23 protein-coding genes are annotated in these 22,412 nt (G+C 53.2%); 11 read left to right on the forward strand and 12 right to left on the reverse strand.

All coding sequences use genetic code 11. The annotated features are described in order from the left end of the window. Window positions 1-51 precede the first annotated feature (51 nt). The 8 genes from ACFOSD_RS05290 to ACFOSD_RS05325 all read right to left on the reverse strand — a co-directional run bounded on the left by ACFOSD_RS05290 (window position 52) and on the right by ACFOSD_RS05325 (window position 8,708). Window positions 52-828, reverse strand: a complete 777-nt coding sequence (locus ACFOSD_RS05290; protein WP_380692773.1) for an ABC transporter permease — start codon at window positions 826-828, stop codon at window positions 52-54. Further along, a complete protein-coding gene (locus ACFOSD_RS05295) occupies window positions 829-1,776 on the reverse strand; it encodes an ABC transporter ATP-binding protein (protein ID WP_380692772.1) in 948 nt (315 codons plus the stop codon). After that, window positions 1,773-2,939 carry an ABC transporter permease gene (locus ACFOSD_RS05300; RefSeq protein ID WP_380692771.1) on the reverse strand — a complete coding sequence of 389 codons (1,167 nt, stop codon included), beginning with the start codon at window positions 2,937-2,939 and terminating at the stop codon, window positions 1,773-1,775. Before ACFOSD_RS05300 ends, ACFOSD_RS05295 begins: the two co-directional genes overlap by 4 nt. 45 nt (window positions 2,940-2,984) lie before the next feature. Continuing rightward, window positions 2,985-3,899, reverse strand: coding sequence for a glycine betaine ABC transporter substrate-binding protein OsmF (gene osmF / locus ACFOSD_RS05305; RefSeq protein WP_380692770.1), 915 nt, complete (start codon window positions 3,897-3,899; stop codon window positions 2,985-2,987). A 70-nt stretch (window positions 3,900-3,969) separates the two neighbouring features. Next, a complete protein-coding gene (locus tag ACFOSD_RS05310) occupies window positions 3,970-5,940 on the reverse strand; it encodes a sensor histidine kinase (protein WP_380692769.1) in 1,971 nt (656 codons plus the stop codon). Then, a complete protein-coding gene (locus ACFOSD_RS05315; protein WP_380692768.1) occupies window positions 5,879-6,760 on the reverse strand; it encodes an alpha/beta fold hydrolase in 882 nt (293 codons plus the stop codon). Before ACFOSD_RS05315 ends, ACFOSD_RS05310 begins: the two co-directional genes overlap by 62 nt. A gap of 56 nt (window positions 6,761-6,816) precedes the next feature. Then, on the reverse strand, window positions 6,817-7,383 hold the full coding sequence (locus tag ACFOSD_RS05320) for a hypothetical protein (RefSeq protein ID WP_380692767.1): 567 nt from the start codon (window positions 7,381-7,383) through the stop codon (window positions 6,817-6,819). 74 nt (window positions 7,384-7,457) lie between these two features. Continuing rightward, window positions 7,458-8,708 (reverse strand): MATE family efflux transporter, encoded by a 1,251-nt coding sequence (locus ACFOSD_RS05325; RefSeq protein WP_380692766.1) that lies wholly within the window; start codon window positions 8,706-8,708, stop codon window positions 7,458-7,460. 282 nt (window positions 8,709-8,990) lie between these two features. Between ACFOSD_RS05325 and coxB the strand changes: the two genes are divergently transcribed. Genes coxB through ACFOSD_RS05345 form a run of 4 tightly spaced genes read left to right on the forward strand, consistent with a single transcriptional unit; the run spans window position 8,991 to window position 13,232 of the window. Continuing rightward, window positions 8,991-10,145: a cytochrome c oxidase subunit II gene (coxB, locus tag ACFOSD_RS05330; RefSeq protein ID WP_380692765.1), complete on the forward strand. Its 1,155-nt coding sequence runs from the start codon at window positions 8,991-8,993 to the stop codon at window positions 10,143-10,145. A gap of 11 nt (window positions 10,146-10,156) precedes the next feature. Beyond that, a complete protein-coding gene (gene ctaD / locus ACFOSD_RS05335) occupies window positions 10,157-11,752 on the forward strand; it encodes a cytochrome c oxidase subunit I (RefSeq protein ID WP_380692764.1) in 1,596 nt (531 codons plus the stop codon). A gap of 17 nt (window positions 11,753-11,769) precedes the next feature. Beyond that, a complete protein-coding gene (locus tag ACFOSD_RS05340) occupies window positions 11,770-12,336 on the forward strand; it encodes a cytochrome c oxidase assembly protein (protein ID WP_380692763.1) in 567 nt (188 codons plus the stop codon). Continuing rightward, entirely contained in the window at window positions 12,336-13,232 is an 897-nt protein-coding gene (locus ACFOSD_RS05345; protein ID WP_380692762.1) for a cytochrome c oxidase subunit 3, read from the forward strand. Before ACFOSD_RS05340 ends, ACFOSD_RS05345 begins: the two co-directional genes overlap by 1 nt. Window positions 13,233-13,315: 83 nt before the next feature. Here the strand turns inward: ACFOSD_RS05345 and ACFOSD_RS05350 are convergent, their stop codons facing one another. Further along, window positions 13,316-13,528, reverse strand: coding sequence for a DUF2909 family protein (locus tag ACFOSD_RS05350; protein WP_380692761.1), 213 nt, complete (start codon window positions 13,526-13,528; stop codon window positions 13,316-13,318). 14 nt (window positions 13,529-13,542) lie between these two features. Between ACFOSD_RS05350 and ACFOSD_RS05355 the strand changes: the two genes are divergently transcribed. From ACFOSD_RS05355 to cyoE, 4 genes are read left to right on the forward strand one after another with little or no spacing between them, the layout of a single operon-like run. Next, window positions 13,543-14,265 carry an SURF1 family protein gene (locus tag ACFOSD_RS05355; protein ID WP_380692759.1) on the forward strand — a complete coding sequence of 241 codons (723 nt, stop codon included), beginning with the start codon at window positions 13,543-13,545 and terminating at the stop codon, window positions 14,263-14,265. Beyond that, window positions 14,243-14,788 (forward strand): hypothetical protein, encoded by a 546-nt coding sequence (locus ACFOSD_RS05360; RefSeq protein WP_380692758.1) that lies wholly within the window; start codon window positions 14,243-14,245, stop codon window positions 14,786-14,788. Before ACFOSD_RS05355 ends, ACFOSD_RS05360 begins: the two co-directional genes overlap by 23 nt. A 5-nt stretch (window positions 14,789-14,793) precedes the next feature. Beyond that, complete coding sequence (locus tag ACFOSD_RS05365; protein WP_380692757.1) at window positions 14,794-15,807, forward strand: COX15/CtaA family protein; 1,014 nt, start codon at window positions 14,794-14,796, stop codon at window positions 15,805-15,807. After that, window positions 15,797-16,696, forward strand: coding sequence for a heme o synthase (cyoE, locus tag ACFOSD_RS05370; protein WP_380692756.1), 900 nt, complete (start codon window positions 15,797-15,799; stop codon window positions 16,694-16,696). The genes ACFOSD_RS05365 and cyoE overlap by 11 nt, the downstream gene beginning before the upstream one ends. A gap of 7 nt (window positions 16,697-16,703) precedes the next feature. On the opposite strand, the gene yihA is transcribed toward cyoE, so the two are convergent. Then, entirely contained in the window at window positions 16,704-17,450 is a 747-nt protein-coding gene (yihA, locus tag ACFOSD_RS05375; protein ID WP_380692755.1) for a ribosome biogenesis GTP-binding protein YihA/YsxC, read from the reverse strand. A 60-nt stretch (window positions 17,451-17,510) separates the two neighbouring features. Here yihA and ACFOSD_RS05380 point away from each other — a divergent pair, with 60 nt between their 5' ends. The 3 genes from ACFOSD_RS05380 to ACFOSD_RS05390 all read left to right on the forward strand — a co-directional run bounded on the left by ACFOSD_RS05380 (window position 17,511) and on the right by ACFOSD_RS05390 (window position 19,279). Continuing rightward, on the forward strand, window positions 17,511-17,840 hold the full coding sequence (locus ACFOSD_RS05380) for a c-type cytochrome (protein ID WP_380694942.1): 330 nt from the start codon (window positions 17,511-17,513) through the stop codon (window positions 17,838-17,840). A gap of 59 nt (window positions 17,841-17,899) precedes the next feature. Continuing rightward, window positions 17,900-18,532 (forward strand): c-type cytochrome, encoded by a 633-nt coding sequence (locus tag ACFOSD_RS05385; protein ID WP_380692754.1) that lies wholly within the window; start codon window positions 17,900-17,902, stop codon window positions 18,530-18,532. A gap of 102 nt (window positions 18,533-18,634) precedes the next feature. Continuing rightward, entirely contained in the window at window positions 18,635-19,279 is a 645-nt protein-coding gene (locus ACFOSD_RS05390) for a thiol:disulfide interchange protein DsbA/DsbL (protein ID WP_380692753.1), read from the forward strand. A 59-nt stretch (window positions 19,280-19,338) separates the two neighbouring features. On the opposite strand, the gene ACFOSD_RS05395 is transcribed toward ACFOSD_RS05390, so the two are convergent. Beyond that, the gene (locus ACFOSD_RS05395; RefSeq protein WP_380692752.1) at window positions 19,339-19,533 is read right to left on the reverse strand and encodes a PA3496 family putative envelope integrity protein; all 195 of its coding nucleotides are present in this window, start codon (window positions 19,531-19,533) and stop codon (window positions 19,339-19,341) included. Between the two features lie 276 nt (window positions 19,534-19,809). After that, entirely contained in the window at window positions 19,810-22,242 is a 2,433-nt protein-coding gene (locus ACFOSD_RS05400; RefSeq protein ID WP_380692751.1) for a diguanylate cyclase domain-containing protein, read from the reverse strand. Between the last annotated feature and the right edge of the window lie 170 nt (window positions 22,243-22,412).

Here is a 22,412-nt window from a genome sequence, read left to right on the forward strand (position 1 = left end):
GCAGGGATGCCGTCATTGGAAGCGGTTGCATCAAGCACTCAGGGCGAATCATTAAGACGCGCTAATGTTTTCACCCGGTAGCCAGCGATGCAGCGTACCGAGTAAAACATCCAACGTTATCGCCAATAATCCAATCAAAATGGCTCCTTGCAGAATATAGGCATTGTTGCCGTTGACCAGACCGGAAATAATGGGATCGCCCAAAGTGCGGGCGCCCACGGTTGAACCAATGGCGGCGGTGGCGATACCGAAGGTCACGGTGGTGCGTACGCCGGCTAAAATTACCCGCGACGCCAAGGGCAGTTCCACGCGCCAGAGTATCTGGCTGGCCGACAGACCCATCCCGCGTGCAGCTTCCAGTACCGCCGGGTTTACTCCGCTCAGTCCGGCTAGGCTGTTGCGTACAATGGGCAATAAACCATAGAGCAATAACGCCACAATGGTGGCGTTATTGCCAAAGCCCAGTACGGGAACGGCCAACGCCAATACAGCAACAGGGGGCACGGTTTGGCCAATCGAAGCCACTTGGTTCACCAAGGGCAAAAAATCACGCCCCCAAGGTCGGGTGACGACAATGGCAGCGCCGAGGCCCAACATCACCGAGCCCACGGTGGCAATGGCCACCAAGCGAAGATGTTGCCACAATAAATAGGCGAAGGTGTCGCGCTCGTAGATCACCGTGCGAGTATTCGGTTGCAGTTGTTGAAACCAGGGCTCCCAACCTGGCATAGACCACACCACCCAAGCGAGGAGCAGCATCAAACTGACCGGAACCCATAGGGCTTGCAGGTTATGCTTGTTAGGCCATGGTTTTACAGACGCGAGCATTTAGCGCTCCTTCGGCCGCAGCATGCGGTCGAGTCGAAGCTGTCCGATGAGCTCCTTCTGCGCGTTGACGACGTTCAGCCTGTCGGTACGGTGCCACAGCATGGCGGACATTGCGTCTTTGAGCGTTGCGGTAGCATCAATAGGTGGTGGGTTGTTCTGTCGGGACGATTCATCCAAGGTATCCATCAACGCCGTGACCAAGGTAAGGCTGGCCTGTTTCAAGCCACGATCGGCTTTTCCTAACAGATTTTCCACAAAGGCATTCGCCGGCTGTTCTAATACGTACCAAGGCTCGCCTTGTTGAATAATCTTCCCTTGATCCATGATGACCAGACGGTTGGCCAATTTTAACGCTTCGTCAATATCGTGGGTGACAAAGACTATGGTCTTGCGCACGGCCTGTTGAATACGCAGCAGCTCGTCTTGCAGGTTCTCACGGGTGATGGGGTCAAGTGCGCCGAAGGGTTCATCCATCAACAGAATGTCCGGATCACCGGCCAACGCACGCGCTACCCCTACCCGCTGTGCTTGTCCGCCCGACAACTGGTGCGGGTACTTGGTCCAGAACTCGGTGCGGTCTAGTCCGAGCAGCGCCAGTAGCTCTTCAATCCGGGCCTGGATCTTGGCTTTCGGCCAGCCTAAGAGTTGGGGAACCAAGCCTATGTTCTGTGCGACCGTCCAATGCGGAAACAGTCCAGTGCTTTGAATGGCATAACCGATACGGCGGCGTAACTGGACGGGGTCGAGGTCGGTTACTGCTGTACCGTCGATACGTATGTCTCCGGCACTGTGCGGAATCAGCCGGTTGATCATACGTAACGTGGTGGATTTGCCACAGCCGGAGGTGCCCACGAGCACACAGAGCTCGCCAGTTTCTATGGTCAGGTCAATGGCATCGACCGCTACCGTCATGCCAAAGCGTTTGGTGACCTGTTGTAACTCAATCATTGGTGTTGTCCTCTGCTGGTGAGGCGCGCCAGAGTGCTCAACAAGACATCAGCCAGAACGGCCAAAGCAATGGTAGGCAGTGCTCCGAGCAATACCAAATCCATGGCGGCTTGTCCTAGCCCCTGAAAAATAAACGTACCGAAACCGCCTGCGCCAATTAAGGCCGCCACAGCGGTCAGACCAATAGCCTGCACGGTGGTGATGCGAATGCCTTCAATTATAACGGGCAAGGCCAACGGCAAGCGTACGCGCACAAATATCTGTTGCGGGCTCATGCCCATGCCGCGTGCGGAGTCGAGCACGCTGGCATTAACTTCCTGCAAGGCTACGGTGGTGTTGCGGACCATCGGCAGTAGACTGTAGGCGATTAACGCAATCATGGCCGGTGCCCAGCCAATGCCCCGAATACCTAAGGCTTGTAACCAAGGAAACTGCGCGGACAAAGCGCTCAATGGCGCAATCAACAAGCCGAACAACGCGAGGCTGGGGATGGTTTGAAAAAAATTGAGTACGGCGAACACGGCCTGTTGGGTGCGCGGCATGCGCAAAACCAGAGCGGTCAAACAGGCGCTGAACAGGGCACTGGCCCCGACCGCACCGAGCACCAAAAATAGGTGCGTACTGAACGCTTGGCGAAAAGGCCCGGCTTGCGTGCGGTATTCACGCACCAGCGCCAGACTGTCGAGCCAGCCCCAATGAAGACACAGCCCCCAAGCCAGCAGAATAACGCCGGTCGAGACGAGGGTGGCGAGCCGACGCTGTGCTAGGCGACGATGCCCTTCCAAAGCGAGAAGCAGGGCGAAAAAGAGATTAAGCCAAAAACCGGCCGCCGGGGCGCTGCGGGCAAACGGCTGCGCGTCGGACACATACTGCTGACCAAACCAGCTGAGGCTGAAAGGCATTTGCACCAGTAACACCACCACCAACACATAGGGTACCGCTGGTGGTATGCGCGTTAGCCGACTGCACAACGCTATACCTGCCACTACCAAGATGATCAGACCGGCCCAACGTGTACCGAGTGCTGCCCATAAGCGATACCCTTCGCCTGCGACGATGCGGTTGGCTTGAAAGGCTGCATAGTCGAAGGTTACCAGGCACAGCAGCATGACCACACACAAGGCGGGAATAACGGGTGAGGATGCAGAACTCTTAACGGTCATGAAGCAACCTCAGGCAGGGCGCTGCGCCCTGCCTGAGCAAAACGCTTAACGCAGGCTGTTTAAATAGTCGCGGGCGACCTGTGCCGGATCGGCACCGTTCACGGCCACATTACCGTTCAGGCGTTGCAGGACTTCCAGGCTGAGGCCAGCAAAGACAGGCTCCAGAATTTCCGCAATTTGCGGGTATTCAGCCAGAACTTCGGCACGAATCAGCGGTGCAGGTTGATAGACCGGCTGCACCCCCCGGGTATCTTCCAAGACCAGTAAATCCAACGCGGCCAAGCCGCCATCGGTGCCATACGTCATGGCGCCATTAACACCACTGGTTTGCTGCGCCGCAGCACGCATGGTGGCTGCCGTATTGCCGCCAGACAACACCAACAGTTGGTCTGCACTCAGGTTGAACCCGTACGCGGCCTGAAAAGCTGGCAAGGCGCTGGCTGACTCAACAAACTCGGCACTGGCGGCAAATTTGAAGGTTCCACCGTTGGCAAGGTAGCGTGTTAAGTCATCCAGTGTGCGCAGGTTGTTGGCGCGCGCCACGTCACCTCGGACACTCATGGCCCAGGTATTGTTCGCATTGGCTGGTTGCAGCCAGATCAGGTTGTTGGCTTGGTAGTCCAGCTCTTGCACGCGCGCCCACGCGTCATCGGCATCTTTCCAAACAGCACTGTCGGCTTCATCAAAGAAAAAGGCCCCGTTACCGGTGTACTCTGGATAGAGGTCAATTTCGCCCGACGTAATAGCCGCCCGCATCACCGGGGTACCGCCCAATTGAATGCGATTGGTCGTGGGGATGCCCGCTGCTTCCAGCGATTGGATGATGATATGGCCTAAGACCGAGCCTTCGGTATCGATTTTGGAGGATACGACCACGGGGTCAGCGGCAAAGGTCATGGAACTGGTCAACAGCGTTAAGGTGGCGAATGCTGAGGTCAGCAATGGGGTTGATCTGGACATGGTATGTCCCTCTTAGTTGTCGGTTTGGCTGACCCAGTATAGGAGAGGCCTTCCGGTGAATAAAGTCGGGTTACGTGTCGTCTTGGTTTGTAGATGCGTTTAAGTCGAGAGAAAAGCGCACGCTGGTACCGGCATTTTCAGCCGCTTGCACGCGCAAAGAGGCATCCAGGCGCCGCAGCAAGGTCAGCGCGATCGTCAGGCCTGAGCCCAACAAATGCTGTTGGTCGGCATTCGCCGTTTGGTTCCAAAACGCCTGCACGGCGCCTAAAAGCGCGTCATTCATGCCACTGCCGGAGTCTCGAACTTCAAAGGCACAACGAACGGAGTGCATGGTCGAGGCTTCCTGTTCCACCACCAGTTTTACGAATCCGGAGCTGGTGTGCTGAAACGCATTGTCCAGCAAGCGTTGACAGATAATGGTCAAGGCTTCGCCGGGTAGCTGTAATGTAGGTAAATCAGCCGCAGGACCCAAGGCTTCAGCGCGGAAGAATACCCGGGCTGATACATCTTGCTCCTCTACCCAGTCATTAAATTGGGCCAGCCAATCGGTCAGGCGTTGGTGGGTCAGGACCGGGGCGTAGTCGTCCACCAATACCTGTTCGAGCTGACCTAAATCTTGAATGTAGCGTTGCCCCTCGTGGCTGGCTTGTACGGCTAAGTTCAGCAGTTCTTGGCGCTCTTCTGCCAAAACAGACTGTCGCAGCTGCCCCATGGACTGCTCGATGGTGGCAAACCGTTGCGCTAAATTGCGCGTGAAAGCATAACGCCACGAGCGACCGGACTGTAAAGCACTGCGGTAGCGCGCCAGTTGTTCCCGCCCTTCGTCGACTTCATCCTCGTAGCGCTGGGAGCGCACTTGTAAGTCATGCCACACTTGCTGCTCTCTCGTATGATACTGCCAGTACACGGCAAACGAATGAAAGCCGGTTATCACAGAGAAAAATAAGAACAAGGTCAGCATATGGCTGTTGATCAGGTAAGGGCTAAACGCCATGTAGGCAAAAAACAGCCCGGACAGCAGTGCATAACCCCCCAACATCGTATGCAACGTTCGCATGCGCGGTAAGCGACGACTGCACAGGATCAGCGCCACGACCATACCAGCAAACCAAACCCAGAGAATGCTTAAAAATAGGCCTTTTGGTGCCAGCAGCAAGAGTAAAGTGAGCGCGCCCACGCCGCCCAGTAAACCTGTATTCAACCAAGGCCGAACAGCCCGTGGCCAGCGTTCGCCGACAGCGCTGATCATGGAAGCCAGAATACCCAACGCTGTGGCGATTAGGGTGATGTACCAAACATGTTGCTGCCACCAGGGTTGATTTGGCCAAAGCCACAACGCCCCAAGGCCGTACCAAAACCAAATATGAAGCGACCAAAGCAAGGCCGTTGCCGCCGTCCAGACGAAGGACCAATGGCCTTTAAGCAGGGTTTGTACGAGATTAAAGAGGAACACGGCTAGGAGCAGGCCGGTCACCGTACCGACCGCCAGCATCTCTTGCTGTACATAACGTTGATAGCCACTTTCGGTGACCAGCATCATGGGATAGAACTGCCAATCGTCACTGGTGGCGGTAATGGATAGTGCGCTGGATTGCTGCCCCAAGGTCAACGGTAGAGCAAGATGATGGCTGAACCAGGGGCGTGCTCGGGGTGTTTGGTAGTCCCCGGTCTGTACCGCGTCCTGACCATCGAGGCTAACGCGCACGATGTCCAGTGATGGGTTTCGGATCACCAGTAGCCAACGGGTTTCCGCACTGGTGTTGTGCAGCGTAGCGTGCCAGTGGTAAATGTCCGCTGAAAACCCCGCGTTCGGTACACCCGCGCCCGGCAGGCGCGGTTCCGAAGATGGCTCATTTACCCAGTCGGGGTGCCACGTGCCACCATCCAACCGATGTAAATCTACCCGTTCGACGTCTGGCGTTAGGTATACATCCGCATTGGCCGTCCAGGCCGACAATGCCAGCAATAGGAGGCAGGCTTTAGGTAAAATCCGCCGCCATGCGCTGTAAATCCGCCCATACCAAGGCATTATCTTTTTCATTCAGAATCTCATGGCGCAGGGTGGGGTAAAGTTTTAATTCGGCACTGTAGCCAAGGGCACGGAAGCGCTGCGTCAACTGGCGTGGGCCTTTGCCAAAGTGACCTACTGGGTCTCTGCCGCCCGCCAATAAAATACAGGTCAGTTCTTTGGGTAAGTTTTGGAGATGTGACTTACGCCCTAAGCGTTGCAATACGGCGGAAAATTCATGCCAAAACCCCACGCTGCAGGGAAACCCGCAATACGGGTCAGCCTCGTAGGCATCGACGACGGCGGGGTCACCGCATACCCAGTCATGCTCGGTACGGTTGGGCTTGAACGCCCTGTTAAACCGGCCAAAGGTAAGTTTTTGCAGTAACGCACTGCGGTGTGTCGGGCCATAAAGGCGCGCCAGCAAACCGCTCACCTGCCGTAACGCCAAGGTGTCGGCCGTCGGCGGCAAATCGGTTGCGGTCAGAATGAGGCCTTTCAATTGTGCTGGCAGTGAAAAGCGACAGGCGTGATCCAGGACGGTAAACGAACCCATGCTATGCCCCATCAGCCACAGTGGCAGTGCAGGTGCTTGCTCTAGGGCGTAATCCAATACCCTCTGTAAGCGGTTGTTCATTGCCGCCCAGCCATCCTGACCCAAATCCCCTAAGGTATCGGCTTGTGGGCCATGGCCGGGATGGTCATAGGTCAGTACGTGCCAACCATGCTGGTTGAGAAACGCGGCCATGGCGCCATATCGCCGATGATGTTCAGCCATACCATGACAGATCACCATCATGCCTTTGGGGGTTGCGCTGCTGGCGCTGTGCCACTGCCAATCAAAGCCTTTCATGCGTTGTCCTTCATGAGAAGTCCTGTATTCCAATCGTCGGGGTTGCTATAGGCCCTCTACTTTAGACGCTGGTCACCCGACACTGCAAAGGGTTTCAATGTTTCTATAGCGCTATCTAAGATCGGTACCTCAGTTTGAATGGACAGCGCGTGGCTGAAGGCATCCATCACTTGCAGCACAATATCGTCCAATTCGCTGGCGTAAGGCTCGCCCAGCAGTTGGTGCGCCTGCACGTTCGCTTCTGTCATGTCGGTGTGCAGTACCCAGGTGCCGGTGCGGACGTGTAAATGGTCATTGAGTTCTTCCAATAAGCGGTGGCCCAAGTAGGCCCGGTCCAGCAACGCCGCTAAGCCGCCGTGCTGGCTCAATTCACAGCCGGTGGTAAAAAAGCTTTCAATGGTATTCAGAATAGGTTCGACGGTATCTTCCAGTTCAAGTGCTCGCAATCCCATCTCCGTTGCACTGAGCGAGCGCGGTAGTTGGTTCACGTAGCGGGCAATAAAGTCCGCATGGTTATGGGTTGTGGTGGCCACATCGGCACGCGGTTCGAGGCGTTCCTCGTTTCGCTGTTCGTCACACATGCGGGCCAGCAATATGGTGCGTTCAATGTCGGCGATGGTCATGAGCTTTCTCGGAATCAGGCGCGTCTACGAAGTATAGTCAAGGCTGTGCCACTGTCGTGGACGGCTCCGTAAAATTATGTAATGGCCGCCCAACGATACCTTAGCCACCCCACCATCAAGCCACTGCGCACCAGCATCATTAGGGCAAAAAGCGCCCAAATAGCATGATTATTGGGCAAGGACAGGAGCCAACTGAGTGGTAGGAACACCGCAAACACACTGATCAGTAAAATGTTGCGCATGGCTTTCACCCACTGCAAGCCGATAAACACACCGTCCAACCAATAGGCCCACCACGTATATAAGGGCAACGTAATCATCCATATCGCGTATTGATTAGCCGGTGCTCGAACGTTCGGTAGGTCGGTCAATAGCGCGATCGCCGGCTGATGAACGAGCAGAAAGACCACACACAGTATGACCGCCCCAAGACCCGACCAAACCCCCGTCGCTAACACCGCATCGTGCAGCGCCGAGCGATTCTGGGCGCCTTTGGCCTCACCCACCAAGGCTTCAGCCGCGTTGGCGAACGCATCCAACAGCGTCGAGACCACCAAAAGAAAACTCAGCAGCACGGCATTGGCCGCCAAAACATCGGTACCGAAAGACAAGCCGAGGCGATTGAAGTAATTAAACGCAAACAGGAGCGTCAAGGTGCGCACAATCAGGGAGATAGCCAGTCCAAAGTAATGCGTCAGTTTGGGGACAACCTGTGCGTAATCTGTGTTTTTATGCTGTTTAAACTGTTGATAAGCGGTGTAACTATAGATTGTAAACGCCGCCGCATCGCCTAAGGCGCTGCCGAGCGCAACACCCGTAATACCGAGCTTCAAGCCATAGACAAAGATAACGCTCAACAGGATATTCACAACCTGTGCACAAACCGTTGCCCACAAATTAACGCGCGTGTTTTGGACGCCAACAAACCAACCGGCTAACAATAGATTCATTAAGACCAGTGGCACACTCCAGCGCCGTGTGTGCAGATATTCTTCAGTGCCGGCAGCCAGTTCCGCCGAAGGGCTGTAAAAGGCTAACCCCAAGTGTATTAGCGCACTGCTTGCTATCACCAACAGCAAGCCAAGCCCAAGCGTCGGTGGAACCAAGCGTTTCAGCCAAGCAACCGCGCCCGCTAGGCCACTGCGCCCGAACACCCAGGCCGTGCTGCCACTGGTCGCCATGGTGAGGAAGTTGAAACCCCAAGCTACCACGGCAAACAAATTAGCGCCCAAGGTTACGGCGGCTAAATAACGGCTATCCGTTTGATGGCCCATTAAGCCAATATCAACCAAGCCTAATAAGGGTGCACTGACATTCGCGAGCATCAAGGGCCAAGCAATGGACCAAATACGCTGCCGGTTTTTGGCATGAGCTTTTTTAACGCGTCTGTAGAAAATTTTTTCACTTCCTATTGCAGAGAATAAGCCGTTGAATATTAAAGGAAAGTTGACCTTTTGTTGACAAGACGCTTAAATGGCGCGCCTGCGCAAGGCTGTCAGATAAAAACAAGCCCGTATATACTGCGCGGTCATAGTATCCTAACCGGTCGAGAATTCGTTCAAAGGCCATCCGTCAGAATTAAGAAAAGTGTCGAGCCGAGGTAAAGCATGTTAAACCGACTTCGATTCCGGAGCCTGACAGCAGCGATGGTACTGATCGTTGCTGGCCTGCTCAGTGGTGGTGCCGCCGCTGAGTGGCAGGTGAATATGACCCGTGGGGTCACCGAAATCAGTAACGACGTCTTCAATCTGCATATGTTGATCTTCATCATCTGCTGCATCATCGCCGTGCTGGTTTTTGGTGTCATGTTCTACGCCATGTGGGCGCATCGTAAATCACGCGGCGCGGTGGCAGAAACGTGGCATGAGAATCATAAACTCGAAGTGGTTTGGACCATCATTCCGTTGCTTATTTTGCTGGGCATGGCGGTACCGGCCACCATTACCCTCGCAAAAATCTACCAAGATGATCCACAGGCCGATGTCACAGTGATGATCGAAGGGTATCAATGGCGCTGGCGTTACACCTACCTTGAAGAAGAGGCCAATGCTCCGGTCAGCTTCTTTTCATCCTTAGCGACGCCGCGTGAAGCCGTGGCTAACGTCGTCGACAAGCCTGAAGATTATTTGTTGGAGGTCGATAACCCGCTTTATCTGCCGACCGATCGCTCGATTCGGTTTCTGATCACAGCCAACGATGTTATCCACTCTTGGTGGGTGCCAGCGTTTGCGGTTAAGAAGGATGCCGTGCCAGGTATTGTGAATACGGCAAACACCTTTATTTTAGAAGAAGGCACCTACCGTGGTATGTGTGCTGAGCTGTGTGGTCGCGACCACGCGTTCATGCCCATCGTGGTTGAGGCCGTCAGTCCAGAAGCCTTTGATAACTGGATGAACGAGCAGCGTGAAGAAGCCTTGGCGTTGGCCGAGTTGACGTCCAAAGACTGGACGCTGGATGAGCTGACCACCCGTGGTCAACAGGTCTATAACTCCTTCTGTGTGGCGTGTCACCAAACCAACGGTCAAGGCATCCCGGGCGTGTTCCCTGCTTTGGTTGGCTCACCCAAGGTCGTTGGCTTGCCGGAAGATACCATTGAAGTCTTGGTTAACGGGGTACGTGGCAGTGCCATGCAAGCGTTCGGTAACCAATTGAGTGATGTGGATCTGGCTTCTGTCGCGACGTACATTCGCAACTCTTGGTCAAATTCGACGGGCGACATTGTGGCGCCAATCGATGTCGTCAATTATAAAGCCGGACAATAAGGAGGCCAGACATGACTGCTGTTTCTGCTCATGATGATCACGCGCACGCGGATCACGACCACCACGGTCCGGCCAAAGGCTGGACCCGTTGGGTGTACACCACGAATCACAAAGACATTGGTGCCATGTATCTGTGGTTCAGTTTTGCGATGTTTTTGTTGGGTGGCTTCTTCGCCATGATCATTCGCGCCGAGCTGTTTCAGCCCGGTTTGCAATTGGTACAGCCTGAATTCTTCAATCAGATGACCACCATGCATGGTTTGATCATGGTGTTCGGTGCGGTTATGCCGGCCTTCGTCGGTTTGGCGAACTATATGGTGCCCTTAATGATTGGGGCGCCAGACATGGCGTTGCCACGCTTGAACAACATGAGCTTCTGGATTCTGCCTTTCGCCTTCTTGGTATTGGTCAGCACCCTGTTCATGCCTGGCGGCGGCCCTAACTTTGGCTGGACGTTCTATGCGCCACTGTCGACAACCTATGGTCCTCCGTCTACAGTGTTCTTTATTCTGTCGATGCACATAATGGGTATTTCATCCATTGCGGGTGCCATCAACATCATCGTGACCATCTGGAACATGCGCGCTCCCGGCATGACGTGGATGAAAATGCCCTTGTTCGTGTGGACCTGGCTGATCACCGCGTTCTTGTTGATCATGGTTATGCCGGTATTGGCCGGTGTGATCACCATGATGCTGCTGGATGTGACAGCCGGTACGTCATTCTTCAACGCGGCCGGTGGTGGTAGCCCGATATTGTTCCAGCATTTGTTCTGGTTCTTCGGTCACCCTGAAGTGTACATCATGATCCTGCCGGCTTTTGGTATCGTGAGCGCCATTATTCCCGCCTTCTCGCGCAAGCAATTGTTCGGTTATGCGTCCATGGTTTATGCCACCGCTGCCATTGCGATCCTGTCGTTCTTCGTTTGGGCGCACCACATGTTCACTGTGGGCATCCCATTCTTAGGCGAAATGTTCTTTATGATCGCGACCATGATCATCGCAGTACCCACTGGGGTTAAGGTGTTCAACTGGATCGCCACCATGTTCCGCGGCTCAATATCGTTCGAAGTGCCAATGTTGTTCTCGATTGCCTTCGTGGTCTTGTTCACCATTGGCGGCTTCTCTGGCTTGATGCTGGCGATTGCTCCGGCGGACTTCCAATATCACGACACCTACTTCGTGGTGGCACACTTCCATTATGTACTGGTGCCGGGTGCGATCTTCTCCATCATGGCGGGTGTTTATTACTGGTTGCCAAAATGGACGGGCAACATGTTTCATGAAGGTTTGGCGAAAACCCATTTCTGGTTGTCGTTCATTGCAGTGAATATCACCTTCTTCCCGCAGCACTTTGTGGGCTTAGCCGGTATGCCGCGCCGTATTCCCGACTATCCGTTGCAGTTTGCGAACTTCAACATGATCTCCAGTATGGGTGCCTTCTTGTTCGGCTTGAGTCAGCTGTTGTTCCTCTTCATCGTGGTGAAGTGCGTGTTCAGTGGCAAGAAAGCGGAATCGAAACCTTGGGAAGGTGCGGAAGGCTTGGAGTGGGATTTACCCAGCCCGCTGCCATATCACACCTTTGAAACGCCTCCGGTGATCAAATAATAGAGGTACGAGAAAGCATGACGGCCGAAGCCAAAAAGAAGTCACATACGAAAGTCATTACCCAGTTGGTGTTGATCACTGTGGGAATGTTGGCGTTTGTGTTTATTGGGTTGGTGCCAATGTATTACTGGATCTGTGAAATCACCGGCATTGGTGGGCGGACAACCTCTGCCACCAGTGCCGACTATGTGATGGAAGTGGATGAAAGTCGTGACATTCGAATCAACTTTCTGGCCAGTAATCAAGCGGACATGCCGTGGGAATTTCGTGCCATGACGTCAACCGTAACGGTTCACCCTGGTGAACCGTCCATGGTGATGTTCTATGTTAAAAACACCACTCGGCAGACGATGACGGCACAAGCTGTACCCAGTTTGAGCCCTTTTTACGTCACCGAGTATTTTCACAAGGTTGAGTGTTTCTGTTTTGAACAACAAACGCTGGAACCCGGTGAGTCGCTAGAAATGCCCATGCAGTTCTTTGTTGACCCGCGAGTACCAGAACAGATTACAAGCATTGCGTTGTCCTATTCGTTATTCAATTTACCGGATATGGCCAAGGCCGCAGTGAAGGAGAGCCTATAATGTCAGCTGTTAGCGGAAAAACCCCGGCTTACTATGTGCCGGAACAAAGTAAGTTACCGATTTGGATGGCCATAGCGCTGTTCTTGACCATCATTGGTACGGCGTTGATGTTGCAACGCGGTGCCGGTATGACCGACAGTGGTATGGGTATCTGGGTCTTTATGACCGGTGCCTTAGTACTCGCGGCTACCATGTACAACTGGTTTGTAATCGTCGCCAAAGAAAACATGGCAGGCATGAACAGTGACCAATTGAAGGCATCCTTTGTCTATTCGATGAAGTGGTTCATTGTTTCAGAGGCCATGTTCTTCGGGGCATTTTTTGGTGGCTTGTTTTACATTCGCCTGTTTGAGTTACCGTGGATGGCGGGTGAAGGTGCCAAAGCTGTCACCGGCATGTTGTATGACGGGTTTACGTATGAATGGCCTCTCTTGAACAACCCTATTCCTGAGTTGTTCCAGGGCCCAGAGCACGCCATGCACTGGACCATTCCCTTGATCAATACCATTTTACTGGTAACGTCGAGTGTGACTTTACACTTTGCCCATCATGGCTTATTGCACAACCATCGGCAGAAGTTAAAAACCTGGTTGGTTGCGACCATCGTGCTAGCTGTTATCTTCTTAGGGTTCCAAGCCTATGAGTATTATGAAGCGTATGCGCATTTGGGCTTAACCCTGAATTCGGGCATCTATGGCTCAACCTTCTTTATCCTCACCGGGTTCCACGGCGCACACGTAATACTGGGTACGACGATGCTGACCGTTATGGCCGTACGCGTGTTTAAAGGCCACTTCACGCCAAAAGATCATTTTGGCTTTGAAGCGACCGCGTGGTACTGGCACTTTGTTGATGTGGTTTGGTTGATCTTGTTTGTCTTGGTGTACTTGGTCTAACGGCTGTAATCCGACCAAGTTTCTGCTAGAATCTGCGCCGCCCTTGAGGCGGCGTTTTTTTTACTGAAAGAATAGGTGCTTCATTAGTACTGGCCGTGCCAAGGTGCTTGTAGTGTTAATTGCCCCGTCACCATGCCGAAGATAATGACAGCAATGAGGGCAACGGCAATACCGACTCGCCACATGAGCCAATAATGGGTTTTTTCCCCGTTTGATGTGGTCCACATATGTTTAGCGGCAGTGACCAAGGCAAAAATCATGGCCACGGCGAGTATGAGAATGACGATTTTAATCATGGTTGAGTGTCCTAATGCGGTTTAAACCGGGCTGGCCGATGACCTTGCTGGTGGTCGTTTTCCTACCACTCACCCTCAGTTTAGGTGGTTGGCAGTTAAATAGGGCGAACGAAAAAACCCAACAACTGGCCGACTATGAGCGTGAGCAACAGCGGTCACCTATTGTCTGGCAGGGTTACGATTCCCATGCAGCAGGCACTATACTTGAATTTTGTGCACAGCTCGACGGTAGCCTGTGGTTTTTAGACAACCGTACACAAGGCGGGCAAGTCGGCTACGACGTTTTTGCGCCTGCCCGCCTTTGTGCGACGAATGCCTCGGTGATCTTGCGCTTAGGATTTGTTGCGGCGCCGGCACAACGCACGGAGTTGCCATTATTGGCTTCACCGGAAGGTGAGTGGGATTTGGTTGTGGAGGTGCGTCCCGTGCCCCCGGAGCCCATGCTGACGGCCGCGGCGGAAGACATGGGAGGTCAGCGTTGGCGGATTCAAAGTTTCCGTCAACTCCCGTCGGATAATGGGTTCGACGCATCAACCTTGATTGGGCAAGTCCTTCAGCCCGCCGCTTTACGCTTAAGTGATCAATGGTCACCGGTTACGATGCCACCCGACCGTCACCTAGGGTATGCCATTCAATGGTTTGGGTTGGCACTGGTTCTGTCTATAGGGTTTTTGATTTGGGGCGTACATCGAGCGTCCGAACTAACACGAGGTAATGATGAACAGCATGGCCAGTGAGTCTAACGTTAAACCCGGGCACAGAGCTTGGCAATTGTATGTCGTGTTGCTGACGCCGATCTTGGTGATCTTGGCGTCAACCGGGCTTTATTTTTCCGGCTGGGTTAAAGGTGACGACACAGTAAACCAAGGGGTATTGATTCAACCACCCATCGACATCAGTGCCTTGGCATTGGAAAAAGACGACCGGCGTTGGTGGTTAGTAACCAGTAGCCTTGATGGTTGCTCTGTGGCCTGCGAAGAGCAGTTGTTCTGGGTACAACAAGTACATATCGCGCTGGGTAAAGAAAGTCCACGGGTACGCCGCCACTTACTTACTGACCAAGCCGTCACCTTGGTGGATGAATACCCCGGGTTAGTTCAGTCGGTGGGCAATCCGGCAGCGTTGAACCAAGTTGAGCCGGTGCAGTTATATATCATTGATCCATTGGGCAATGTGGTGATGACCTTCAATGCGGATCATCGCTATGAACAAGTGCTCAAAGATATGAAAACGCTTCTGAAAAGATCTTCAATAGGGTAATCGCAATGTTAAGCAGTCATTTGGCTCGTCCTGGTTATCGTTTGGCTTTAGCGTCAGTGGTTTTTTGCTCGATGGTCATCGGCCTTGGGGCGTTCACTCGCTTGGTGGATGCCGGGCTGGGCTGCCCTGACTGGCCGCTGTGTTATGGTCACTTATGGGCTCCGTTAGCTGAAACCGATATCCAAGCTGCCAATGAGGCGTGGCCTGAATTCCCGGTCGATCACAGCATAACCTGGCCGGAAATGGTGCATCGTTACTTTGCGACAGCGCTCGGCTTTATGGTGTTGGGGTTATGGTGGATCACCTTTCGTAATCGGCATCTGCCGGGCCAACCAGTCAAATTGCCTATCCTCATTGGTTTGGTTATCGTGTTGCAAGCCGCCTTTGGTGCCTGGACGGTTACCTTGAAGCTCTGGCCGCAAGTCGTAACGGCGCACCTGTTGGGCGGATTTACGACATTCACATTGTTGTGGCTTTTGACCTTGCGTTATTCAGGCTGGCAGCCACGTATGGTGATTCAACGGCATGGTTTGGGGCTAAAGCTGGGCTTTATGGTTCTATTGATGACCATCATCCAAATTGCCTTGGGTGGCTGGACGTCCTCGAACTATGCCGCGCTAGCCTGCCCAGATTTTCCAACCTGTCAGGGCTATTGGGTCTATCGTGATGGCTATGACTTGGCGTTCGACTTCAATCAGCATGTCGGGCCGAACTACTTGGGTGGCCAGCTGGATGTCGCCGCCCGTGCTGCCATTCAGTATGTGCACCGCGTAGGCGCATTGATTCTGACGTTATTAACGCTGTGGTTCGCGTGGAAAACGTGGCGTGCCGGGCTAAAGAATTTGGTGTTGGTGATGTTGGCACTACTGACCACACAGGTAGCCTTGGGGATCATCAATGTCTATTTAGCATTGCCTTTATGGGCCGCAACCGCACACAACGGCGTGGCGGCACTGTTTTTATTGTCCGTGGTCACTACGCTGTACCGGATATACCGAGAACTTTCTTATGGTAAATAGCACCTTAGAGCAAACCAAGAGCAGCATGGCTCACGATTTGTGGGAAATGTGCAAACCCAAAGTGGTCATGTTAATGATCATTACTTCGGTGGTCGGCATGGCTTTGGCAACACCGGGTTGGGTGGACCCTTGGGTCATGTTCTTTGGCAACTTAGGTATCGCTTTGGTCGCGGCGAGTGGCGCTGCCATTAACCATATCGTTGACGAGCGTATTGATCAAAAAATGCAGCGCACAGAGCGTCGGCCCATCGCGACCGGCCGTGTGACCCCCGCCGTCGGTGTGGCTTTCGCCGCCGTGCTGGCGGTAACGGGTAGCGTGATTCTGGCGCTCTTTACCAACTATCTGACCATGTGGTTGACGCTGGCAGCTTTGGTCGGCTATGCCTTTATTTACACCGGGTTTTTGAAACGCGCCACACCGCAAAACATCGTTATTGGTGGGCTGGCGGGTGCTGCTCCCCCTTTATTGGGTTGGGTGGCGGTGACCGGACAGATAGACCCAATGGCGTTGTTGTTAGTATTGATTGTATTTACGTGGACGCCACCACATTTCTGGGCGCTGGCCATTCATCGACGCGACGACTATGCCCGTGCAGAAGTCCCCATGTTGCCGGTAACGCACGGGGTCGCTTATACGCAATTGTTTGTGGTGCTGTATACGTTTTTACTGGCAGTGGTCACTGCGTTGCCCTTTCTGATCATGGAAGCCGGTCGGCTGTATTTACTGGCGGCTATTCTATTGAACCTGCGCTTCTTGTATTGGGCCTTTAAACTGCGGGAAGACGTGGTACACGCCATGCCCACGTTTAAATTTTCAATCAGCTATCTACTGTGGTTGTTTACGGCGCTGTTGGTGGACCACTACGTCTCTTTGCTTTTGGCGATGTAGTTTTTGGTTATCTCGTCTTTGCCGTTGATGGCTTGGCGGTCGACGTCTTTGTCTTAACGGTTTTCGGTTTGGCTGGTCTAGCAGTCGATGCCTTTGGCGACGGGCGGGACTGTTCAGGCTGAATAGCTCCATCAGTCACTGGCACAAAATGCGGGGAATACCATGCGCTGAGTTTCGCCGTCAGTGCCTCTGTCCCGTCGCCGCTAAGGGACGAAAAGGTTTGAATGCTCACGCTGTCGGCCACTTCTACCAGACTTTTACGGGCTTCCAGCAAGGCTTTTTGTTGTGCACCGCGTTTAAGTTTATCGGCCTTGGTCAGCAGGATGTGCACGGGAATGTCTGCGTCGACCGCCCACTGCAGCATCGCCTGATCAAACTCTTTAAAAGGGTGCCGAATGTCCATTAGGAGTACCAAGCCTATCAACGATTCGCGTTGTTGTAGGTATTCTTCGAGGTGCGCATCCCAGGCCTTTTTCAGCGCTTTTTCGACTCGGGCAAAACCATAGCCGGGTAAATCGACCAGACGCAGATCCGCATGGCCGAAATGAAAGTAATTGATCTGTTGCGTGCGACCCGGTGTTTTACTGGTGCGGGCAAGTTTGCGGCTTTGCGTCAGGGTATTCAAAGCACTGGATTTACCGGCGTTTGAACGACCCGCAAAAGCCACCTCCGCCCCGGTATCCGCAGGACAGCTTTTGAGGGAAGGCGCGCTCAACATAAATTGTGCTTGATGAAAATTGATCAATTCCGACATGACAACACTCGGTAAGCGTCCTATACGCAATGCCGAACAGGCAAAACAGGTACAGTGACAATGGTATTAAAGGGTTATGCAGCGCAGTGTAGCAAAATATTGGCGGTAGCGATGCTCAGTCTTGGCGCGGGAGCTACAGAGTTTGCACCCGGCGAGGTGGTTGAGCGGTTTTGCGCAGCCTGCCATGAACGAGGTATCGCCAATGCACCAAGAATCGACCAGGTAAGTGACTGGCAGAGCCGTCTGGAAATGTCGTCGCTGGAAGAAATTATCGCTCGTGGCTGGGCAGGAAATCGTCGAATGCCGCCAAAAGGCTATTGTACGCGCTGTACAGAGGAAGATTTCGCGGCTGCGGTGCAAGAGATGTTACCAGAGCAATTGCTCCCATAGCCTTCGATGGTTAAACTATCGCCCATTACAGAATTCACTACTTACAATTGGAAGGCATAATGAAAAAGACCATCACGGCTATGCTTGCAGTGTTCGGGCTGGCTACGTTTGCACAAGCAGAGGGTGACGCCGCGCGCGGTGAAACACTATCGGCCACCTGTGCTGCGTGTCACGGAGCGGACGGAAACAGTGCAGATCCCGCAAACCCTAAAATCGCCGGGCAAAATGAAATATACCTGTTTGAGCAATTGCTGGCCTTCCAAACCGGCGAGCGTGTGAATGCCATCATGACCGGTATGGTCGGCTCATTGAGTGAGCAAGACATGATGGATCTGGCTGCCTTCTATGCCGCGCAAGAGAGCACGATTGGTGAAGCCGATGCAGATTTGGTCGCTTTGGGCGAGCGCATTTATCGCGGTGGTGTGATCGACAGCGGTGTGCCGGGATGCATCGCTTGCCATGGTGCCAACGGACAGGGTAACGCCCCGGCCGGTTTTCCAGCCTTGGGTGGACAGCACGCTCAATACACCATTGCGCAGCTCGAAGCCTACCGTAACGGCTATCGCGCTGCCGAGCCAGCAGCTGATGCACGTATGACCGATGGCGACACCCGTGTTATGCGCAGCACCGCTTTTAATTTGAAAGATTTCGAAATTGAAGCAGTAGCCGCCTATATTCAGGGTTTGCATTGATTTAATAGACGATTAAAGCAAACGTAAAAAGACGGTTTCGGCCGTCTTTTTTGTGTCTAATAGAGTCACAAGACAGCAACCCAATTCAAGCAGGATGTATTCATGTTGAATCGCAGTATTACCATGCTCGGTGCTTTACTGGTCAGTGCTCTATTACTGACTTCAGCGCAAGCACAAACGTTAGAAGAAGGTGTTCATTATCGCGAGTTGGCGCGACCACTCAATGTCGCTATTCCGGCAGGAAAAGACGGCTTGATACAGGAGTTCTTCTGGTACGGTTGTATCCACTGTTTCAACCTCGAAACGGCGGTACAACGTTTCAAGGCCCAGTTACCTGAAAATCTGGTCTTTGAAGAGGTGCCAGCCACCTTCAGCGCCGTACACGAACTGCACGGTAGAGCCTTTTATACTTGGCAGTTTCTTGACCTTCCTGCCGATACCCACATGGCGATTTACAACGAGATTTTTGTGAATCGGAATAACTTGCGGACAGAGCGAGACTTAGCGGCCTTTTTTGCACGCCAAGGTGTATCCGAAGACCGCTTTGAACAAATGTTTAATTCTTTTTCCGTGCGCACGAAAACGCGGGTCGCCCAAAACATGACGGCACAGGCACAAGTTCGGGGCACGCCGTCAGTGGTGGTTAACGGCCGGTATTTGATTGAGAGCGGTTTGCCCGGCGTACGTACAAATGAAGATATGTTGCGTATTGCCCAGCAATTGGCGCAGCAGACCGCCGCGCAATAACGGCGGTTCTTTCAAGTTGCGACAATAAAAAAGGGACATCATGTCCCTTTTTTATGGCATCAAGATAAGAGTTCTAAGTCCCAGTCACCCAGCTCCTGACGCAAGCGCTGACGTTCGAGGTGGTCTTCAACAGCGCGGCGCGCGGCCAACTTTCGATGGTTATTGTGACGTTTGTTTTCGTTGCTATCGGATGCCCTATGAAGGCTGTCATCTTCAATATTCGCTAACTCGATTTCAAACAAGTTCACCGACATGCGTGTAACTCCTTGATTAAGCAGCGGCGAGATCCTAAGGACCTGCCTGTTGTTATTTTTTTACTGCCAATGCCTTAAAGCGGCTGCACCATTTTATGACATTGACCGAGACGGCACAAATTTTATGCTCAATATCTGACCAATTGATGACAATTAAGGCCAATTTCTGCGTTTTAACAGAGTTTCAGATGAACATAAGCAAGGTAAATGCCAAGGATGGGGTGCAGCATATTGTCCAGTTTTTGTCAGCGGTTGGTTAGGTGGGGCGATGATTCCTTAGTGCACATGAATGTTGTCCCCCCGGTCGTGTAATGCCACTTGGTTCAATAACGTCAATAGCGCTGAACTATCCAGTGGCGCAGCAAAATATGGGCCTTCAACAGAATCGACCCCCAAACGATGCAACTGACGCAGGCTTGGTTCGTTAACCACTCCAGTGACGGCGAGCCGCCATCCCAGCTCACGTGCAGTGGCCAGTAAAAGCTGGATCTGAGGGCTTAAAGGCGATGCTTGCAGCATCGCATGGCTTAACCGTAAGGTGGAAAGCGGGAGACGACTGAGTTGGTCCATAGTGAGGTTCAAAGTGCCTAAGCAGTCTAAACTGACTAACACGCCACGACTGTGTAACACCGCAATTTGCCGCACGATGTGTTCAAAACGGCTGGTGTCTAAATGGTGAGCCGCTAACGATATTTCTAACTGGTGGAGCGGGAACTGCAATTCGTCAGCCACTGACATCACTAAGGTCGCCAATTGGTCATTGGCGGCGGTCGTACCATTCAGTGGATAAGACAGCATGACGGGTTCGGAACTGTAGGACGGCACCGCTTGCGCCGTACGAATGGCTTCCGCCAACAGTTGGCGAAATAAACGTTCCTCCAGATGGCGTTCCCGCGCCATTTGAAACAGTGGTTCATCCATGAAAGCATGCGCGCGTTCATTTGTTAGCGTTGTGTACGCGCGCAAGCCAATGGCTATTTCATCATGCGGCGCCGCATACATTGGCACGTAGCGCAGTGGAGAATTCAAGTTCGTCAGAATATCCTGCAAATACTGCACAATGGTGGCGCGCTCGAGCGCGGAATAGGTTAAGGCTTCACCGCCTAATAACACCTGATTACCGCCATTGGCTTTGGCTTCTTGCAGCGCATTGCGCGCATCATTAAAGCCATGATGTACATTATGCTCGGTGAGTTCGATCAAACCGATGGACACGCCCATTAATACATCGGCCTGGTCCAGCATCATGGGTCGATGCATGTCCTGCACAATTTGTAAGCACAGTTGCTTCAAGCGTTGCGTCGTTTCGTAATGGGAAAAGAGTAAGGCGAACTCATCTGCACCCAAGCGTGCCGCCATAATCAGGGGTGCACCGTAGTGATTCAAGCGCGCCGCCAGATGTTGCAGAATCTGGTCACCCGCCGAGTGCCCATATTGCTCATTGAGTTGGCGAAAACCATCGACATTAAGAATACCCAACGCCAGTTGATGTGCTGGCAAATGATCCATGCGTCGATAGTAGTCCAGATGCTGATGAAAATAATGGCGGTTAGCTAAGCCCGTTAGCGGGTCATAATGGGCTTCCGAGCTAGGTATCATGGCGGGCTGCTGGCTGAGGTCACGGCAAAAGCACAGGTAATGCGCCACATGATCGCCAATAAACACCGAGCGTATGTTCATGAATAAGGGGAAGGCCGAGCCGTCCGCACGAGCTTCTAGAATCTCCCCTTCCCAATGGCCTTGGCGTTCCAGACCGTTGGTAATTTGTGGAATTAATTCACTGTGACTACAGGAAGTCCAAGGCCGGTTTACCCAATCCGTGGCTGGACGACGCAGCATATCAGCGAACGCCGGATTCATCGCCGTGATATTAAATTGGCGATCCAATACCAGCAAAGGGTCCCGGTTGCCACTGAACAAACTGGCGGCCAAGGTCAGTTCACGCTCCCGGTTTACTTCTGTGGTGATGTTGCGGCGGGTGCCGAGAATTCGTGCGGGCCGTCGCTGTGCGTCATAGGCAATGGTACGACCCCGATCTTCCACCCAAAGGCTTGGGTCTTGTTGGGTGCGATAACGCATGATCAGATAGGCTGTGCGGCCCTTCAAATGGTTTTGAATGGCCGTGCGCACTTGAGGGAAGTCTTCGGCGTAAACGAAATCACGCAAATCGAGCATCTGCCCATGCTGCGATTGCCCAAACCCGCCATCCGGCCCTTCGATGGAAAACGTACGTGCTGCGACATGCCAATCCCAGACCGCCAACTGGCTAGCTTGCATGGCCAATTGCAATTTCTGTTCACTCTCGCGCAGCGCGTCCGTGTATTCGCCGGTCAAGCGAATTTCTGTACTGAGCTGTCGGTTAGCATCAGCCAGTTCGCGCGTGCGCTCGGCTACCCGTAACGCCATAAATTCGCGTTGTTCCTGCAGCGAGCGACGCAACATCCGTTGTTTTCTCGCTTGGTTGCGTGCCCAATAAAACTGATAAACGGTGACCAATACGGCACTTAACGCCAGCGCAGACATGATGGTGGACATGGCCCAGCCCGGCGCAATGGGGCCCCACCACCAAAGGATGGACACCGCGCCGACCATAACAAAGACAAACAGCACTAAAAGGCTAGCCATCGGCGCACGCCGAATGCGCAGCATCATATAGCGCCATCGGCGTGTCATGGTACGGTGCAGATAAGCATGGAGTAATTTGGACATGACTTGTATATATATACAGCTAAGTTAAAATGCCGATGCAATCCGTCTGCGTCAGGAAGACCCGTTAGCAGTCGCTCGCGCTCAGTACATCACCATCGGACGCCATGTACTGTCTACTTTCCATGGTCTAACAGTAGTCGCTGCCCTGCATTTGTGCCACTTCGTCGGAG

The organism is Salinispirillum marinum, assembly GCF_042650105.1.
Lineage (GTDB): Bacteria > Pseudomonadota > Gammaproteobacteria > Pseudomonadales > Natronospirillaceae > Salinispirillum > Salinispirillum marinum.

Excerpts from the sequence above, each read along its gene's own strand:
- osmF (WP_380692770.1), bottom strand. The coding sequence starts at position 3,899 with ATGTCCAGATCAACCCCATTGCTGACCTCAGCATTCGCCACCTTAACG.
- cyoE (WP_380692756.1), top strand. The coding sequence starts at position 15,797 with ATGGTAAATAGCACCTTAGAGCAAACCAAGAGCAGCATGGCTCACGAT.
- ACFOSD_RS05360 (WP_380692758.1), top strand. The coding sequence starts at position 14,243 with ATGATGAACAGCATGGCCAGTGAGTCTAACGTTAAACCCGGGCACAGA.
- ACFOSD_RS05350 (WP_380692761.1), bottom strand. The coding sequence starts at position 13,528 with ATGATTAAAATCGTCATTCTCATACTCGCCGTGGCCATGATTTTTGCC.
- ACFOSD_RS05345 (WP_380692762.1), top strand. The coding sequence starts at position 12,336 with ATGTCAGCTGTTAGCGGAAAAACCCCGGCTTACTATGTGCCGGAACAA.
- ctaD (WP_380692764.1), top strand. The coding sequence starts at position 10,157 with ATGACTGCTGTTTCTGCTCATGATGATCACGCGCACGCGGATCACGAC.
- ACFOSD_RS05355 (WP_380692759.1), top strand. The coding sequence starts at position 13,543 with ATGCGGTTTAAACCGGGCTGGCCGATGACCTTGCTGGTGGTCGTTTTC.
- ACFOSD_RS05395 (WP_380692752.1), bottom strand. The coding sequence starts at position 19,533 with ATGTCGGTGAACTTGTTTGAAATCGAGTTAGCGAATATTGAAGATGAC.
- ACFOSD_RS05300 (WP_380692771.1), bottom strand. The coding sequence starts at position 2,939 with ATGACCGTTAAGAGTTCTGCATCCTCACCCGTTATTCCCGCCTTGTGT.
- ACFOSD_RS05290 (WP_380692773.1), bottom strand. The coding sequence starts at position 828 with ATGCTCGCGTCTGTAAAACCATGGCCTAACAAGCATAACCTGCAAGCC.
- ACFOSD_RS05400 (WP_380692751.1), bottom strand. The coding sequence starts at position 22,242 with ATGTCCAAATTACTCCATGCTTATCTGCACCGTACCATGACACGCCGA.
- yihA (WP_380692755.1), bottom strand. The coding sequence starts at position 17,450 with ATGTCGGAATTGATCAATTTTCATCAAGCACAATTTATGTTGAGCGCG.
- ACFOSD_RS05390 (WP_380692753.1), top strand. The coding sequence starts at position 18,635 with ATGTTGAATCGCAGTATTACCATGCTCGGTGCTTTACTGGTCAGTGCT.
- ACFOSD_RS05365 (WP_380692757.1), top strand. The coding sequence starts at position 14,794 with ATGTTAAGCAGTCATTTGGCTCGTCCTGGTTATCGTTTGGCTTTAGCG.
- ACFOSD_RS05315 (WP_380692768.1), bottom strand. The coding sequence starts at position 6,760 with ATGAAAGGCTTTGATTGGCAGTGGCACAGCGCCAGCAGCGCAACCCCC.
- ACFOSD_RS05340 (WP_380692763.1), top strand. The coding sequence starts at position 11,770 with ATGACGGCCGAAGCCAAAAAGAAGTCACATACGAAAGTCATTACCCAG.
- ACFOSD_RS05380 (WP_380694942.1), top strand. The coding sequence starts at position 17,511 with ATGGTATTAAAGGGTTATGCAGCGCAGTGTAGCAAAATATTGGCGGTA.
- ACFOSD_RS05320 (WP_380692767.1), bottom strand. The coding sequence starts at position 7,383 with ATGACCATCGCCGACATTGAACGCACCATATTGCTGGCCCGCATGTGT.
- ACFOSD_RS05385 (WP_380692754.1), top strand. The coding sequence starts at position 17,900 with ATGAAAAAGACCATCACGGCTATGCTTGCAGTGTTCGGGCTGGCTACG.
- ACFOSD_RS05295 (WP_380692772.1), bottom strand. The coding sequence starts at position 1,776 with ATGATTGAGTTACAACAGGTCACCAAACGCTTTGGCATGACGGTAGCG.
- ACFOSD_RS05310 (WP_380692769.1), bottom strand. The coding sequence starts at position 5,940 with ATGAAAAAGATAATGCCTTGGTATGGGCGGATTTACAGCGCATGGCGG.
- coxB (WP_380692765.1), top strand. The coding sequence starts at position 8,991 with ATGTTAAACCGACTTCGATTCCGGAGCCTGACAGCAGCGATGGTACTG.
- ACFOSD_RS05325 (WP_380692766.1), bottom strand. The coding sequence starts at position 8,708 with ATGCTCGCGAATGTCAGTGCACCCTTATTAGGCTTGGTTGATATTGGC.